This is a genomic window from Catenuloplanes nepalensis (assembly GCF_030811575.1).
Classification (GTDB): Bacteria; Actinomycetota; Actinomycetes; order Mycobacteriales; family Micromonosporaceae; genus Catenuloplanes; species Catenuloplanes nepalensis.
Genome location: NZ_JAUSRA010000001.1, coordinates 1,044,902 through 1,060,890, shown reverse-complemented (window position 1 = coordinate 1,060,890; position 15,989 = coordinate 1,044,902). Strand labels below are relative to the sequence as shown.

The window sequence follows — 15,989 nt, the reverse complement described above, 5'->3', positions numbered from 1 at the left end:
ATCACCGTCACCGCGCTGACGGTGGCGTGACTGCCGGTCCGACCGCAGTGGCTGGACCGGCACGCCCCGATCGCGGACCTCGTCACGTCCAGTGGGCGGTGGGCGTTGGTGGGCGCCTCCGTACCCGCTCGGGATTCGCCGGAGGCGCCCTAAACGCGGCCACCAGACGACACCGGCACCCCAGCTGACCGCCGGTGCGCGGCCGCGATCGTTTCGGCCACCGCCTCCGGAGCGGACAGAAACGGCGAATGCGACGTCTTCATCTCCACCACGGTCGCCGGGCGGGCCGAGATCGCGTCGATCTCGCGGATGAAGCGGCGCTGGAGCGCGGCCGGGACCACGCGGTCCTCGGTGCAGACCACGTAGGCGTGCGGGACGCGGCCGTAGCGCTCCGGCGTCACCTCGAACGTCTCGGCCGGGATGCCGAACGAGCCGTCCGTGCCGAGCAGCGCGATCGCCGCGTCCGCGGTCGCGGCTTCCACGTCGTGGTAGAAGCACTCGCGGATGGCCGCGTGCCGGGCCGGGTCGGCCGGGTCGATGCGCAGCGCACCGGTCGCCGTCGGGTCCGCGCAGAGCAGCCCCGGCACCTGGGCACCCGCACTCTCCGGCATGCTGACGTAGGCCACGCTCGGCAGCCCCGCGACCGGCGCGTGCGCCGCCACGTAGACGAGTTCCGCGAAGAGTTCCGGCGCCAGTTCGGCCGCGCGCGTGGCCACGATGCCGCCCATGCTGTGCGCGACCACCACGGCCGGTCTGCCCAGCGCCCGCAGCTGCGCGTTCAGCATCTCGGCGGCGCCGGTGGCGGTGACGTCGGCGACCGGTGAGGGCGCGACCGCGAACACGGCCGGGTCGAACGGGCGGGCCCAGCGCGCTTCCGGCGACCCGCCGCGCAGGCCGGAACCATCAAGATCAACGGCCAGCGAGGGTACGCCGGTGCGGGCGAGCCGCTCCGCGACGGCACTCCAGGCCCAGGAGCCGTGCCAGAAACCGTGGACGAGGACGACAGGGGTGTTGTTCACGGCCGCCACGTTAGGGACCGCCGCGCCCGGTAACCACGCACAACCGGGGCGAGGGTAGGTACCGGCAAGGCACTCCCCGCCATCGATCCACGGCGTGATACTGCGACCGTGAATGATCAACTTCTGATTCGCCGGGGTGACCGCACGGTGCCGATCACCGTCTTCGCGCGCACCTCCGCCACCCCCGAGGTGGCGTTCGCCGTCATCGTGCCGATCGACCTGTCCGCGGTGTTCCGGCCCTGGGGACCGTTCCCCGGCATCGCGGGCGTCGAGGGGCAGACCGCGGCCTGGGACCGGGCCGGCGTCTCCCGGCGCCCGCGGTTCACCGACGGCTCCCAGGCCGTCGAGGCGCTCACCGAGTACACCGAGGGCCACGGCTTCGCGTACCAGCTGACGGACTTCACCAACGTGCTGGCCCGGCTGGCGTCCGGCGTACGCGGGGAGTGGTCCTTCCTGCCGGACGGCCCCGGCACGATGATCCGCTGGACGTACGAGTTCAAACCGCTGCCCGGACGGCGGTGGCTCGTCGCCGGGCCGTTCGCGCCGCTGTGGACCCGTTACATGCGGGCCGCGCTGGATAGGATGGTCGCCGCCATCGAGGAGGTGCCCGCCCGCTGAGCTCATCGACCTTCGGCGTCCTGCTGCGCGCCGCGCGTGACCGTGCCGACGCCGGCCCCCGATCCGCCGGCCGGCGCGCGCCCGGCCTGCGCCGCGGCGAGCTGGCCGAGCGCGCCGGCATCTCGCTGGAATATCTGCTGCGCCTCGAGCAGGGCCGCGCCACGAAGCCGTCGGCACAGGTGGTCGGCGCCCTCGCCCGGGCCCTGCGGCTTGATCAAGCCGAGCGGGACCAGCTCTATCGCGCCGCCGGGCTGCTGCCGCCGCAGGACGCCACGGTCGGCACCGACCTGCCGCCCGGCATCCGGCGGGTGACCGCCCGTCTCACCGACGTGCCGATGGGCGTCTTCAGCGCGAGCTGGACACTGCTGCACTGGAACGCGATGTGGGCCGCGCTGCACGGCGATCCGGCGGGCGAACGCAACCTCGCGCGCGTGCTGTTCGAATCCGGTGTCGTCGGCGCCTTTCGCCTGCCCACCTGGTCCGCCGCGGGCCGGGCCGCGTTCGAGGCGGACATCGTCGCCGACCTGAAGGAGGCATCGGCTCGCTACCCCGCGGACGCCGGGCTGACCGCGCTGGTGGCCGGGCTGCGCCGGACCTCCGCGGTCTTCGCCGGCCTCTGGGAGCGGGCCGGCGCGTCGACGATGACCAGCGACGTGAAGACGATCCGGCACCCCGCGGTCGGCGAGCTCACGCTGGACTGCGACGTCCTCACCGTCCCCGGCGCGGACCTGCGCATCGTCTCGTACACCGCGGAGCCGGGCAGCCCGGACGCCGCGAAACTGCAGCGCCTAGCCGAGCTGTAGAGCGGCCAGCCGCGCCTCGGTGCCGGTGCCGGCGATCGGGTGCAGCAGCAGGAGCCGCTGGCGGGAGTGCGGGCTGGTCACCACCACGCACTCCAGGTGCAGGCCGCCGATGTGCTTGTCGGAGCAGTGCAGCGCGGACACGTCGTGCTCGTCCCACATCCGGGCGAACTCCGCGCTGGCCGCCCGCAGGTCGTGCACCAGCGCGACCGCGGTCTCGTCGTGCCCGCGCTGCGCCACCACCATGCGCAGGTCCGTCACGTACGCCCGCGCGGTCTCGCTGTGGTCCTTCCCCGGCTCCAGCAGGTCCCGCCAGGCCGGCGAGGTGAACCAGCGCCAGACCAGGTTCCCGGCCCAGCCGGGCAGGCCGGTGAACGTGCCGAACAGCGCGATGTTGAGCGGGTTCTGCGCGATGATCGTGCCGAGGTCGTCGGAGAGGTAACCGGGGGTGAGCGCGTTCGCGTGCAGCAGCGACAGCAGCCCCGGGTCCGGCGTCTCGTCCTGCTCCGGGCTGCCCGGCGCGGCCTGGCCGGCCAGCCGGAACAGGTGCTCGCGCCGCTCGCCGGCCAGCCGCAGCGCCCCGGCCAGCGCGGACAGCGTCGCGGCCGACGGGTGCGGGCCGCGGCCCTGCTCCAGCCGCTCGTAGTAGGTCACGGACAGGTGCGCGAGCGCGGCCACCTCGTCCCGGCGCAGGCCCGGTGCGCGCCGCCGGCCGCCGCCCGGCAGCCCGGCCTCGCGCGGGCTCAGCGCGTCGCGCCGTCGCCGCAGGAAGTCACCGAGCTCGGCCAGCCGGGCGGTACGCGAGTGCGGCGCGATCGTCATCGGGACACGGTAGCGGGTGCCCGGATGAGCAGCCGATGAACTGGTATCTGAACAGCGACGTATCGCACTGTGCACGAGGCTTGCACCCGGCAGGAGGACACCAACCAGTGAGCTACTTTCCACCTGGCACACCCGAACCGTCGACTGATGCCATGCCGGCCGGCCACACAGGCCGGGTTGAGAACGGCTCAGTGAATCAGCACGTCGACGCGGCGGCGGTGGCAGGACTGGCGGCGGCCGTCACCGGTCGGGTCGCGGCGCCGGGCGACGACGGCTACGACGCGGAGTGCGCCACCTTCAACCCGTTGACGCCGATGCGCCCGGCCGTGGTCGTCGGTGCGGCCAGCGGGCGGGACGTGGCCGCCGCGATCCGGTTCGCGGGCGAGCACGGCCTGCCGGTCGCCACGCTCACCACCGGGCACCAGGCCCGGAACGTGGACGGCGGCGTGCTGATCAACCTGCGCCGGCTGAACCGGGTGACCGTGGACCGGGAGGCGCTCACCGCACGGATCGGCGGCGGCGCGCTCTGGGCCGAGGTGCTGGCCGTGACCACGCCGTTCGGCCTGGCCCCGGTGAACGGCTCCGCGCCCGGCGTCGGCGCGACCGGCTACCTGCTCGGCGGCGGTCAGAGCCCCACGCTGGGCCGCCTGTACGGGTACGGCGCGGACACGATCCGCTCGGTCGAGATCGTCACCGCGGACGGCAACGCCCGGCGCGTCACCGCGGACTCCGACCCGGACCTGTTCTTCGCGGTCCGCGGCGGCAAGGGCAACTTCGGCGTGGTGACCGCGGTGGAGATCGCGCTGTTCCCGGTCGCGCGCTTCTACGGTGGCGCGGTCTTCGCGGCCGGCGAGGACGCGCCCGCGCTGCTGCACGCGTGGCGCACCTGGGCACCGGCGCTGCCGGAGTCCGCGACCACGTCCGTGGCCGTGCAGCGGCTGCCGCCGGACCCGGCGCTGCCCGAGCCGCTGCGTGGCGCGTTCGTGGTGGCGCTGCGCTTCGCGTTCGTCGGCGACCCGGCCGAGGGCGAGGCGCACTTCGCCCCGATGCGCGCGGTCGTGCCGCTGCTGGCCGACGGCGTGCTCGACCGGCCCTACGACGAGGTCGCGCTGATCCACACCGACCCGCCGGGCCCGCTGCCGTACGTGGACCGCACCACCGGCCTGCGCGAGCTTCCGGCCGAGGCGGTCGACGCGCTGCTCGCGCTGGTCGGCCCCGGCACCGACTGCCCGCTGGTCAGCGTGGAGCTCCGGGCGCTCGGCGGTGCGCTCGACCGGCAGCCCGAGCCGCCGAACGCGGTCGCCACCCGCGGGATGCCGTTCGTGCTGTTCGGCTTCGGCGTCGGCGGCCCGGAGGCGCTGCCGGAGCTGCGTGGCTACCTGGCCCGGGTGATGGACGCGGTCACGCCGTGGGCGCACGACCGCAAGATGGTCAACTTCATGTCCGCGACCGACGAGAACGACGTGCGCGCGGCCTACGGCGACGAGATCTTCGACCGCCTGGTCAAGATCAAGCAGGTGCACGACCCGCAGAACCTCTTCCGCGTCAACCACAACATCGCGCCGGCGTAGCGGCACTGGCCGTACGGGTGAAGATGGCAGACACGACGTACCACTTTGCCCGGATCTGCGGCATTGGCGGGTAGCGGCGGGTAGACCGGACGTGATCGTCCGTGTCTCACCTCGGGAGTTGTCATGATCCGCCACCTCGCGGTTGCCGCCCTGGCCACGGCCGCCACGGCCGCACTGCTGCCCGGCGCCGCCCAGGCCGCCCCGGCCGGACTCGCCCAGCCCGGAGCGCGGCCCGGGGCGGCCGTCACCGCCGCGCGGCCGGCGCCGGCCGCCGCGCCGTTCGCCCGGCTCACGCTGACCCTCACCGGCGACAGGGCCGCCGGGCGTGCCGCCGCGCTCACGCTGACCTGCGGCCCGGTCGGCGGCACCCACCCGGCCGCGCCCGAGGTCTGCGCCGCACTGAAGAAGACCGGCGGCAACGTCTTCGGGCTGCCGCCGCGCGACGGCTTCCTGTGCACGGCCGAGTACCGCCCGGTCGTCGCGGCCGCGACCGGCTACTGGGGCAAGCGCAGGATCGCGGACCGCAAGACGTTCGGCAACGCCTGCCAGCTCGGCATCGAGGCCGGCACGATCTTCACCCCCGCCAGGAGCTGACGCGGGCCGCACTGGCCCGTTCCGCGTCGGGCGACCTCGCCACGATCCGTGATCCGTCAAGGCCGCCGGGCGGTGACCGTGACGCCTGTCAGACCCGGGAGAAGCTGACCGGCAGTTCCTCCGGGCCGAACGTGCCGAGCGCGGGACGCCAGGGCAGCGGCTCCGGCGGCAGCTGCGGCGGGCCGAAGCGCGCGGCCAGCACCGGGAGCGCCTCGGTCAGCTCGGTGCGGGCCAGCGCGGAACCGAGGCAGTAGTGCGGGCCCGCGCCGAACTGCAGCAGCGGCGCGTCGTACCGCGCGCCGATATCAAAAACCCGGCCACCGGGGTACGCCCGGGGGTCGCGCTGCACCGTGGCCACCGCGGTCGTGAAGATCGTGCCCGCGGCCACGTCCAGCCCGTGGAACGTCAGATCGGCCGACGCGCGGCGGATCAGCGCGCCCGCGGACGGCCGCCAGCGCATGCACTCCTCCACGGCCGGGCCGGCCAGCGACGGATCCTCGCGCAGCCGCAGCCACTGGTCCGGGTGCTCCGCGAACGTGACGATCGTGTTGGAGAACTGGTGCCGGGTGTTGTCGTGCGCGCCGAACACGAGCGTGACCAGCAGGTTCCGCACCTCGTCGCGGTTGGCCGTGCCGTCCGAGGCCATCGCCGCGAGCAGCACCGAGATCACGTCGCTGCCGCCGGTCCGCCCGGCCTTGCGGTCCATCAGATCGGACACGTAGGCGTCCAGGCCGGCCACCGCGCGCTCCACCCGGGCCGCCGTGTCACCGCCGTTGGCCAGGCCGAAGACCAGCCCGATGTCGGCCGACCACTGACTGAACTCGTCGTAGTCCTCCGCGGGCACGCCGAGCAGCTCGCACATGACGGCGAGCGGCAACCGGTTCGCGAACGCGTCGACGAACTCGACGCTGCCGCAGTCCTCGATCTCGTCGGCCAGCCGCTCCGCGCGCGCATGGACGAACGGGCGCAGCGACTCCACCATCCGCGGCGTGAACGCGCGCGCCACCAGCCCGCGGAGCCGCCGGTGGTCCGCGCCGTCGTGGTTGACGATCATCGGCACCCACCAGTCGTAGAGGGGGCCGGACGTGATGCCGTGGTTCTTCAGGAAGTCCTCGCCGCCGTGGTCGAAGCGCTTGTCCCGAAGCAGGTCGCTCGCCTCCGCGTAGCGCACCGTGACCGGGCCGACCGGACTGTCCGCGAACCACCCGTCGTCCTGGGCCGCGAACGCCTCCGGCGACGTGAAGCTGAACGAGGGGGCCAGCACGTCGAGGTAGGACATTCACGCAGTGTGCCGCAACGACCACCAAGAGCGGAATGCCGATCAAAGGTCATGATGGGCTCCCCCCGGATCGCGCCCCCGACGGACGACGCGCACGCGCCGCGGGCACAGCACGCGTTCGGGGACGCGCCGGCCACCGCACCCGACACGCCGCCGGAGACCACGACGTCCGAGGTGGACGCCGTGGTGAGGGGTGCGCGGGCCGTGCGCGTTCATCTACCGGCCTCAGCCGCGCGTGCCGCTGCCGACCTATCGCCAAGTCCGGTTCACTGTGGACGGTAAGGTGTTCCCGTCGCGGCCGGGGGACATCCCGGCCGGAACGCCGGCGCGGTGGCCGGCCGGGCTGGACGTGGCGGGCGTGTGGATCGACTGAGCCACCGCGTCCGCTTCTCACGCTGTGCCCGCGGCCGATCGCGGCGGGCGATCCGGTGCACCTGCCCGCGGGCGCGGGCGGACCGGAGCGCGACGGCCCGCGGGCAGCTGGGCGTGCTCGGGCCGGTGCGCGCGGAGACCCGTACCCACCGGCCGGGGATTTGGATCTGTGCCCTTCGGGGTGGACCGGGCCATTTATGATGGCCACTGTTGTCCGCTGACGGGGAGGGGGCGCGCATGGCCGACGGATGGGCGGTCGACGCGGATCAGATCCGCGACCACGCCGGCGCCATCGACGACCTGGCCGGCCGGATCGACACGGTGCAGGGCGCCAGCACGCACATCGCGCAGGACGACGAGGCCTACGGGCTGCTCTGCGGCTGGATCTCCGCCATCCTGGAGGGGCGGCACCAGCGGCAGGACGAGCTGACCGGGCGGCTGCAGAGCAACCTGCGCAAGGCCGCGGAGCTGCTCCGGCAGTCCGCAGACGGCTACGACACCGCCGACGCCGACTCGGCCGCGGGGCTGAAGTCCATCGGAAGCCGCCTGCGTCCATGAGCGGGCTCGCGAGCGAATCCTCGGCCCGTCGCCGGCCACCGCGTGACCGCGGCCGGGCAGGCGATCCGGCATGAGCGACAACCCGCTGGTCGCCGACGTCACGTACGGCGAGGACAGCCCCTGGACCGGTGCCGGACTGCTCGACGGCATCGAGGACGTCTACGTCGCGGTCACCGAGGGGACCTGGGTCGACACCACGCTCGCCGGGGTCGGGCTCGGGCTGGAGGTGGCCTCGACCGTGCTGGACCCGTTCAGCGCGCTGCTCGCCAACGGGCTCGGCTGGGCCATGGAGTACTTCGAGCCGCTCCGCGAGATGCTGGACGCGCTCACCGGCGTACCGGCGATCACGGAGGCGCACGCGGAGACGTGGCGCAACATGGCGGCGTACATGGAGCAGCTCGGCACCGACCTGCAATCCCACCTGGCCGGTGACCTGCCCGACTGGCAGGGGCACGCGGCGGTGGCCTACCAGTCGCTGATGGTGAACAACGTGGACGCGGCCATGGGGCTCGGCGGCGTCGCGCTGCTGATGGCCGCGGCCACGGACGGTGCGACCGAGTTGATCGCGCTGACCCGGGACATCGTGCGCGACCTGATCGCCGACCTGGTCGCGCGAGTGATCGTCTGGGCGGTCGAGGCGATCTTCATCGTCACGATCCCGGTGGTCGCGGCGCAGATCGTGGCGGCCGTGGTCAAGTGGGCCGGTCGCATCCTGCTGTACACGACGGCGCTGGTCACCAGCCTCACCAACCTGTCCAAGCTGGTCGGCTGAGGGGGGCGCGGGTGGCACGCGGGGGCGGGGGCGGCAGGCCACCGGGTGGCGGATCGAGTCCCGGCGGTTCCGGCGGCGACGGCGGGTCCGGCGACGGCGGGCCGGGGCGTGGCGGCGGACCGGACTCCGGTGGATCCGGCCGCGACAGCGGGTCGAGCTCCGGCGGATCCGGACGTGACGGCGGAGCGAGTCCCGGCGGGCCCGGTCGTGATCGCGGGCCGGCGTCCGGCGGGCCAGGCCGGGGGCGCAGGCCGCCCGGAAGCGCCGGGAGCGCCGGCGAGCGGCACGAACAGCTCGCGCTCTCGCTCGACCTCGGCGAGCCGAGCGGCGGGCCGGCACCGGGAAGCGGGCCGGCAGCAGGAAGCGGATCGACACCGGGAAGCGGGCCGCGACCGGACTCCGGTTCTGGATCCGACAGCGGCTCAAGTCCCGGCTCGGACACGGGTTCTGGATCCGGCACGGGCTCCGGATCCGGCACGGGCTCCGAATCCGGTTCCGGCACCGACACCGGCTCTGGTTCCGGCTCGGGCACTGGACCCGGCGCGGACTCCGAATCCGGCACCAGCGCCCCTCCCGGCTCAGGCACGGGATCCGGCACCGGCACCAGCTCAGCTTCCGGCTCAGGCACGGGATCCGGCACCGACACCAGCTCAGCTTCCGGCTCAGGCACTGGATCTGGCAGCGGTAACAGCGGCAGCACCAGGCCCGGGGACAGCGGCGACAGCAGTAGCAACAGCGACGGCAGTAGCGACAGCAATAGCGACAGCGACAGCAGTAGCGACGGCGGGGGTGATTCCGATGCGACGGCGGACGGTGCCGACACGCGGGATCACTACGATCCGGTCGGGGAGGGGTGGCAGCGCTACGACGCGAGCGAGGTGCCCTCGGACGTGCGGAACGCCGGTGAGGGCATGCGGGAGCGCCCGGAGGACACCCGGCGCCCGACCACCGGTCAGCGCGTCGACGACCCGAACGCGGAGCCGGTCCACTCCGGTGGCCGCGACCGGAGCCCGGCGGACGACGTCGACTACTCGCGGATCCCCCGCCCGCCGGACGGCGGCACCTGGCCGACCACGCCCAGCCTGCTCTACCAGGACGTGGAGATGAAGGTCGCCGCCCAGATGCGCGCGAACGGCGACACCGACGCCGAGGTCGTCCTGGACAACGGCCCGTGCGGCTCCCGGTCGTTCGACCAGGACAACGGCTACAACTGCGACACCCTCCTGCGCGGCGTGCTACCGGAGGGCAGCACAATGACGGTCTGGACCACCACGGACGGCGGCCAGACCTTCTTCAAGAAGGTCTACGAGGGTGACGGGAGCCTGTTGCGCCCATGACGATGCTGCTCATCGACTACCAGGCGTACGCCGAGCCGATCCCGGATCCGGAGACCGCGGCAGAGGTCTTCGACGACGTCGCGTCCATGATCCGGCAGACCGGCCGGGCCGCACAGGCGATCTGGGTCCGCCCGCGGGCCGACGGCGAGGACGTCTCCCCCGGCGCGCTCACCGAGGGTTACGGCGGTAACGGCGACGGGCTGCGCGTCGAGATCGACGTGGAGGAGGACCGGGCCGCGGTGACCTGGCTGCCGGACGGCACGATCGCGGTCGAGCGCCCGCCGGGCGCGCCGCTGACGCTGATGTGGTCGGCCGACGCCGCCCCGATCACGCTGGCGGGCTCGCGCGTGCGGGTGAGCGCCGCGACCGCCCGCCGCCTGGTCCTGGAGTACGTCGCGACCGGCGCCCGCCCCACGACCGGCATCACCTGGGAACCGATCATCTGATCCGCACCCCGGGATTCTGTGGCGGCGGGTTCTGTGGCGGCCACCCACCGAAATGGCAGGGAGGATCGCCAGCGACGACCGGTGCCACTCAGCCTAATTTGATCTTGAAGTAGCTGCGGTACGGCCGCACTCCCGCGACCAGCAGGAATGCTCTCAGCCCGATCCGGGTTCCGTGACCCGCCCGCTGCCGGTACGCGAATCGCACGCGGTCTCCGGGCGCCGGAACACCGCCGACGGCGGTCAAAGTCGGCCACCTTCCGGCGGGGACCCGGCGCCTCGTGCCCGAAATCTCCCGATGAAGCGGGCATGCCTCCTGCTGGCGAGGCCGGGAGATCTCGACGACCTCGGGCCTGACGCCTGAGTGATCAATCAGGTGAGCGAAAAAGCGATCAACTTCGATTTTCGATCTACCTTTTGCTCACCTGATTGATCACTCAGGCCGCAGCGGTGCCGTCTCGCGAGTGTGTGGTCCGCGCCGGAGGGTGGGATGTAGCGATATTTCGGGCAGGCAGCGCCCGATCGCCGCGAGCGGGCCGGGTCAGCTCGCGCCCCCGCCCGAAAGGGTCTGGGCAACAGAGCCAGACCGAGGGGTGTGGGCGACAGAGGGCGGGCGTCGCGCGGACGGCTTCGGGAAGCGCAGGCAGGAATCCGTGGTCGACTTAAGCCAAGTGGCATTGGACCGGTGCCCGCGGGAGCACCAGGGGACCCGGCCACGCCGGAAGCGAGAAATGTTCACCGCGGGCCTGAACCGCGGCCCGTGTTGGGCAAACACGGTGGTGACATGCCGAACGGCGGCCCGCTGAATCAGTCGGACCGCCGTTCGTCAAAGCATGGATCAGAGCACGCGGATGTTCTCCGCCTGCGGGCCCTTCTGGCCCTGGGTGATGTCGAACTCCACCCGCTGGTTCTCCTCGAGGCTGCGGAAGCCGCTCGCGGAGATCGCGGAGAAGTGGGCGAACACGTCAGCGCCGCCACCCTCCGGGGTGATGAAGCCGAAACCCTTGTCAGCGTTGAACCACTTCACGACACCAGTAGCCATGTCTAACTCCTCCGAAGGCTGTCGGGGCCGCTGAATTACGGCCCCTCATTGCCGCCGCGTTGATTACCCGCATCGGAACCGACACGCCACAACGAGAAAAGCGCCCGGGCAAATGGCCAACCCGACGGCGCAAAACGTCTATGGAAATCAAAACTGCAACCCCGAAACCATAGCACAAGCCCTCGATGGCGATCCCGGCACTCCCAGACCTCCGTCATCCGCGGGCGCGGGGTCGCGCCCGCAGACGATCACTGTCGCGTTCTGCGGCCATGGCCGCACCGTGCCTCTCCACCCTCCGACGGAGACCGGCACGGGCGGCCGCGCCGCTCAGCCGGTGATCCAGGGCAGGTTCAGCTTGCGGAAGACGATCGACCGGTGTGACGTGAGGCTGTTCGCGGTGTCCTCGTTGACCTCGACAAGCGCGCCGACCGTGAAGTCAGCGGTCTTCGCCATGCTGGAGTAACCGCCCTCCGCGACACTGCCGGTGCCCAGCTGCGGCCACGCCGGCAGCGGGGCAGTCGAGAGGGCGCGTCCGGCCGACCAGGTCTCTCCCTCGTCGGTGCTGACCCGGATCCGCATGGCCCGGCGCGTGGTGGTGCTGGCCGAGTTGAGGAAGATCAGACGCGCGGGGTCGTTGGTGTTGTACCGCAGGATCGACGCCTCCGCGTGCGGGTCCGGCAGTGCCTGTTCCGGGGCGTACGGGCCGAAGCCGCCCTCGATGGTGCCACGCGCGACCCACCTGCTCTTGGCCGTCGACCAGATCGACGCGACCGGGGTGTCGTTGCGCATCAGCCGTCCGTCGGTCAGCTCGACGATCGTGCTCTCGCCGGTGACCTCCTGCCCGGCCGCCATCGGAGCGCTCTGGAACGTCACGCCGCCGTCGTCGCTGTAGATGTTGCGGTTCGTCGCCGGCACGATCAGCCGCCCCGACGACGTCAGGATCCCGGCGCCCGGCCCGACCGCGTCCCAGTCCCAGACGGATCCGTCCGCGTGCGTCCGCGGAGTCACGGCCGAGGTGAGGTCGGCCGGGCCGTGCCACACCGTACCGTCCTCGGCCTTGCTGCTGGTGAAGAGCATGACCCGGCGTTCGCCCCAGGCGCTGATCCGGGTGGTGCCCTCGTCGCCGAACTGGCTCGTGCCCGCCGCGTTCCAGGAGAGGAAGAGAAAGATCGTGCCGTCGGCGCCGACCACGCTCGTCGGGTTGCCCCAGGTGCCCGGCCCCTGCCCGGTCACCTCGCCGAGCCCGGACCAGGTTGCCCCGTTGTCCGCCGAGCGCTTCACCATCATGTTGATGTTGCCGTAGTCGCGGTTGGAGGCGACCCGGCCCTCGGCGAAGGCGAGCAGGGTGCCCCGCGTGGTGCGCACCAGCGACGGGATCCGGAACGAGTGGTACGTGAGGTCGTTGAACGACTCGCCGCCGCCGTCGAAGAGCAGTAGCGCGCTCGCCTTGGGATCCGCCGCCGACGCGGCGGTGGCGGGCGCCGGCAGCCCCGCGGTGAGCAGGAGGCTGAGGCCGGCGGCGAGCAGCCGGGAGTGATGTCGCATGGGTCCCTTTCCGAAAGCCGGAGCGGTCACGTCGGCGCCGACACTAGAGAGCGCGCGCACATTCTCCGTACACGCACGCGTGCTCGCCGTGTGCGCGTGCGGCGGCCCCGGGCTCACGCGACGGGGCGCCGCACGCGCACACGGGCGTCAGACGGGCGTCACACCCGCTCGAACGCCCAGATCTGCGCCTCGTTGTTCGGCGTGACGGTCTGCTGCTCGATGGGGGAACCGAGGCCCGTGGTCATCGTCGCGACCTTCCCGCTGTGCCGGTTGACGAGGATGAACCGCGAGTCGGCCACCCGCTGCAGCGTCCACTGCTGCCCCAGCGGATTGGTGCTGCAGGTCCGTAGCGTCAGGTCGAGACCCTCCGTCGCGTCCTGCGTGTTCGCGGCGCACAGGCCGCTGCGCACGTGCACCAGCTGCCAGTACGACCCGATCGCGTCCAGGCGGAACTGCTGCGTGGTGTTCGCACTGCGCGCGGCGTGGCTGATCACCTCGCCCACCGGGGCGCCCACCGGCGCCACCAGGCTCGCCCGGTTGCTCAGCGCGGCGATGTTGTAGACCGCGCCGTCGACCGGTCCGGCCGGGTCGGCGATCCTCGTGAAGGACCACCGCTGGTTCGCCTCACCGGTGTAGACCTGCTGGTCGACGAGGGCCCCGGCGGTGGTCGGCTGGGTCAGCGCCAGGCCGTTGCGCCAGTTCAGGATCGTGAACGAGCCGTCGGCGTGCGGCAGGTAGGCCCACCGCATGCCGTCCTGCCCGTTGCACGGGTACTGGAGGGCACGGGTGCCGGGGGTCATGCCACTGTAGGCGGTGTCGACGCAGTAGAAGCTGTCCCGGTTCTGCAACTGCAGACCGGTGTCGTACGAGACGAGCCACTTCTGGCTGGGCGCCGTGCTCGACGCCGTGGTGGCGTGCAGGTACTTCAGCGAATCCCGCACGGTGCCACCGGCCGGGTCGATGTCGAGCGCCGCGCCGGACGCCACGTTCCGTACCGAGTAGGTCCAGCCGGAGCGCGGGTAGTTCTGGTTGTCCGCGGTCGTGCCGGCCCGGAAGTACACGCTGTTGGCGGTGTTCCAGTGCGTGGCCAGGTAGGTCCCCGCCGCCGGCTGGGCGCTGAAGAAGTCGTCGAAGGCACAGTCGGGTATCCGCTTGTGGTCGTACTGCGGGCAGTCCAGCGAGAACGTGTCGGCGTAACACATCAGGTCGAAACCCTGGTTGCAGTGCCCCGGCTCGCTGTGGTGCGGCGCGCTGTCCTGGATCGCACCGATCGTGTGCCCGAACTCGTGCGCGATCGCGTTCGCGCCGAGGCAGTTCGTGGAGGCGTCGACCCGGGCGTACCGCACGGCCGTGTTGGCCGCGTTGGCCGCACCCGGCTGGTCGTCATCGGTGGTCTGGGCCAGCCCGCAGACGACCGTCGCCTCGGTGATCATCAGGTACTTGCGGTTCGAGGCGGCGTTGTAACCGAGCGCCTTGACGGCGGTTATCGACGCGTCGAACGTCGCCAGCGCGCCCGCCGGCACCACGACGTTGCGGATCGCGGCCCGGCACGAGCCGTCCACGGTCTCGGTGAGGTACTTGATGTGCCGGCTGCGGCCGTGACGGGCGGCGCCGTCGTTCCACGCCGCGTCCGCGTTGATCAGCCAGGCCTGCATGAGCGGCTGCATCGCCGCGTACCGGTCCGGCATCGACGCCTCACGCACGTACAGCACCTCGACCCGGGGCCCGGCGGTACCGTCGCAGGTGAAGCCGGCGATCGGCTCGGCCGCGAGAGCCCGCAGCGAGTCACCACCCACCGCCGGCACCGACGTGGCGAGCGGCCCCGTCCGTGGACCACCGAGCACCGCACCGGGGAAGACGTCCTCGTTCACCACCGGCGCCGGCTCGCCGGGCTCGGCCATGGCGCTGTTCGCCGCCGAACCGATTGTCACAAGTATCGCCAGCCCCAGCGTGGCGATTCTTCGCACGAACATGCCCACTCGCTTCGATCGGAGAGACTCCGGGGGCAGAGCGCCCGACCCGGACATCAGAACATCTAAATCTAATGTCAGGAACGTCGCGGCGGTACGTGGTGCGGGCCGTGATCAATAGCACGGTCGTCCACGGTGGACACCGTGGCCGCGCTTCCGTACTCACCGAGGACGAAGGATCAGGCCGACCACCCTGACTCGGCTCCGGCAGCAGAGGCTCGATCAGCGCCCACCGGGCGTCAGTCAGCTCAGAGGGATGCCCCCGGCGCTGCGGCACCACCCTGCCCTGCCAGCGCCGATGTCACCTCGACGAACCGTCCACGACAGACCCTCCCGGACACGCTCTCAGGTCCAGCAGCGTGGTGGCGGCGGTCCGCGCGGGTGCGGCGTAGGCGAGCTCGAGGTCGCGGAAGAGCTTCTGGGCGCCGGCAGCGGGCCAGCCGGACGGAAGGTGTTCGACCGGCAGCCGCGGGTCCCGCCGGATCGCGCCGAGCCATTCGGCGATCAGTCGCAGCCGGGCCGCGAGCGGATCCGCCGCGGGCGGCGCCGCCTCCCATCGGTCGAGGAAGCTCCGGTACCGGGCGGCGACCTCGTTGAGGTCGTAGGCGTCCGCGATCATGGCGGCGAGGTCGGTGAGATCGTCGGCACGGGCCCGGAACACCCGCGCGTGGGCTTCGAGCCCGAGGCCGGTGACGATGTCGCCGGCGTTGACCTCGCCGGGTGCGATCCAGAGCCCGCCCTGCAGCGGGCCGAATCCGCTCCAGGTCAGTTGTGAGCGCAGATCGTGGCGCTGGCGCTGCCACGCTTCGGGAAGCGAGAAGCACAACAGGGTCCAGCTGCCGTCCCACCGGTCGTTGACCGCGCCGGTCTCCCAGATCCGGGTGCGGCCGTCGCGCAGGATCGCGGTCGACCGCGGGGTGAGTCCGTAGTACACCTTGCGGCCGTGGCGCTGGCGGCGCAGCAGGTCACGGCCGGCCATCCGGGACAGCGTGGAGCGGGTCGCGTGCTCGGAGACCCCCAGCCGGGCGAGGGCGTCGATGACACTGCCGGAGAAGACGCACACGTCGCGGTCCAGGACGAAGTCGCCGAGCAGCATCAGCAGCAGGGTCTGCGGGCGGGGCGGGTGATCGGTGGGGTCCGGCGGCATACATCAATGTTAGTCATAATATTGACGGCCGTGATAATCGAGCCTAACTTCAGTACTGCACGTAACGGGACCGAAACCCTCGCAGTACTTGGAGGTACTC

The 15,989-nt window shown here is 72.2% G+C and carries 15 protein-coding genes; 8 read left to right on the top strand and 7 right to left on the bottom strand.

The window, feature by feature from the left end; all coding sequences use genetic code 11:
• Positions 1-149: 149 nt before the first annotated feature.
• On the bottom strand, positions 150-1,019 hold the full coding sequence (locus J2S43_RS04455) for an alpha/beta fold hydrolase (RefSeq protein ID WP_306827276.1): 870 nt from the start codon (positions 1,017-1,019) through the stop codon (positions 150-152).
• 108 nt (positions 1,020-1,127) lie between these two features.
• Between J2S43_RS04455 and J2S43_RS04450 the strand changes: the two genes are divergently transcribed.
• Both J2S43_RS04450 and J2S43_RS04445 read left to right on the top strand, forming a co-directional pair.
• Positions 1,128-1,637: an SRPBCC family protein gene (locus tag J2S43_RS04450; RefSeq protein WP_306827275.1), complete on the top strand. Its 510-nt coding sequence runs from the start codon at positions 1,128-1,130 to the stop codon at positions 1,635-1,637.
• Positions 1,634-2,440 carry a helix-turn-helix transcriptional regulator gene (locus J2S43_RS04445; RefSeq protein WP_306839196.1) on the top strand — a complete coding sequence of 269 codons (807 nt, stop codon included), beginning with the start codon at positions 1,634-1,636 and terminating at the stop codon, positions 2,438-2,440. Before J2S43_RS04450 ends, J2S43_RS04445 begins: the two co-directional genes overlap by 4 nt.
• Here the strand turns inward: J2S43_RS04445 and J2S43_RS04440 are convergent.
• Positions 2,426-3,259, bottom strand: a complete 834-nt coding sequence (locus J2S43_RS04440; protein WP_306827274.1) for a helix-turn-helix transcriptional regulator — start codon at positions 3,257-3,259, stop codon at positions 2,426-2,428. The two genes, J2S43_RS04445 and J2S43_RS04440, sit on opposite strands and share 15 nt — an antisense overlap.
• 191 nt (positions 3,260-3,450) lie before the next feature.
• On the opposite strand from J2S43_RS04440, the gene J2S43_RS04435 reads away from it, so the two are divergent.
• Both J2S43_RS04435 and J2S43_RS04430 read left to right on the top strand, forming a co-directional pair.
• Positions 3,451-4,830 carry an FAD-binding oxidoreductase gene (locus J2S43_RS04435; protein ID WP_306827273.1) on the top strand — a complete coding sequence of 460 codons (1,380 nt, stop codon included), beginning with the start codon at positions 3,451-3,453 and terminating at the stop codon, positions 4,828-4,830.
• 123 nt (positions 4,831-4,953) lie between these two features.
• Positions 4,954-5,424 (top strand): SSI family serine proteinase inhibitor, encoded by a 471-nt coding sequence (locus tag J2S43_RS04430; protein ID WP_306827272.1) that lies wholly within the window; start codon positions 4,954-4,956, stop codon positions 5,422-5,424.
• A gap of 88 nt (positions 5,425-5,512) precedes the next feature.
• On the opposite strand, the gene J2S43_RS04425 is transcribed toward J2S43_RS04430, so the two are convergent.
• Complete coding sequence (locus J2S43_RS04425) at positions 5,513-6,703, bottom strand: cytochrome P450 (RefSeq protein WP_306827271.1); 1,191 nt, start codon at positions 6,701-6,703, stop codon at positions 5,513-5,515.
• Positions 6,704-7,312: 609 nt separating this feature from the next.
• Between J2S43_RS04425 and J2S43_RS04420 the strand changes: the two genes are divergently transcribed.
• From J2S43_RS04420 to J2S43_RS04405, 4 genes are all read left to right on the top strand, one after another.
• A complete protein-coding gene (locus J2S43_RS04420; RefSeq protein ID WP_306827270.1) occupies positions 7,313-7,633 on the top strand; it encodes a type VII secretion target in 321 nt (106 codons plus the stop codon).
• Positions 7,634-7,703: 70 nt separating this feature from the next.
• Positions 7,704-8,405 carry a WXG100 family type VII secretion target gene (locus tag J2S43_RS04415; protein ID WP_306827269.1) on the top strand — a complete coding sequence of 234 codons (702 nt, stop codon included), beginning with the start codon at positions 7,704-7,706 and terminating at the stop codon, positions 8,403-8,405.
• An 890-nt stretch (positions 8,406-9,295) separates the two neighbouring features.
• Complete coding sequence (locus J2S43_RS04410) at positions 9,296-9,742, top strand: DddA-like double-stranded DNA deaminase toxin (protein ID WP_306827268.1); 447 nt, start codon at positions 9,296-9,298, stop codon at positions 9,740-9,742.
• Positions 9,739-10,188, top strand: a complete 450-nt coding sequence (locus tag J2S43_RS04405; protein WP_306827267.1) for an Imm1 family immunity protein — start codon at positions 9,739-9,741, stop codon at positions 10,186-10,188. The genes J2S43_RS04410 and J2S43_RS04405 overlap by 4 nt, the downstream gene beginning before the upstream one ends.
• An 835-nt stretch (positions 10,189-11,023) precedes the next feature.
• Here the strand turns inward: J2S43_RS04405 and J2S43_RS04400 are convergent.
• The 4 genes from J2S43_RS04400 to J2S43_RS04385 form a co-directional block, all read right to left on the bottom strand.
• The gene (locus J2S43_RS04400; RefSeq protein WP_306827266.1) at positions 11,024-11,227 is read right to left on the bottom strand and encodes a cold-shock protein; all 204 of its coding nucleotides are present in this window, start codon (positions 11,225-11,227) and stop codon (positions 11,024-11,026) included.
• A gap of 327 nt (positions 11,228-11,554) precedes the next feature.
• The gene (locus tag J2S43_RS04395; protein WP_306827265.1) at positions 11,555-12,772 is read right to left on the bottom strand and encodes a sialidase family protein; all 1,218 of its coding nucleotides are present in this window, start codon (positions 12,770-12,772) and stop codon (positions 11,555-11,557) included.
• 158 nt (positions 12,773-12,930) lie between these two features.
• Positions 12,931-14,745: an RICIN domain-containing protein gene (locus J2S43_RS04390; RefSeq protein ID WP_306827264.1), complete on the bottom strand. Its 1,815-nt coding sequence runs from the start codon at positions 14,743-14,745 to the stop codon at positions 12,931-12,933.
• 298 nt (positions 14,746-15,043) lie between these two features.
• A complete protein-coding gene (locus J2S43_RS04385) occupies positions 15,044-15,889 on the bottom strand; it encodes a PaaX family transcriptional regulator (protein WP_306827263.1) in 846 nt (281 codons plus the stop codon).
• Between the last annotated feature and the right edge of the window lie 100 nt (positions 15,890-15,989).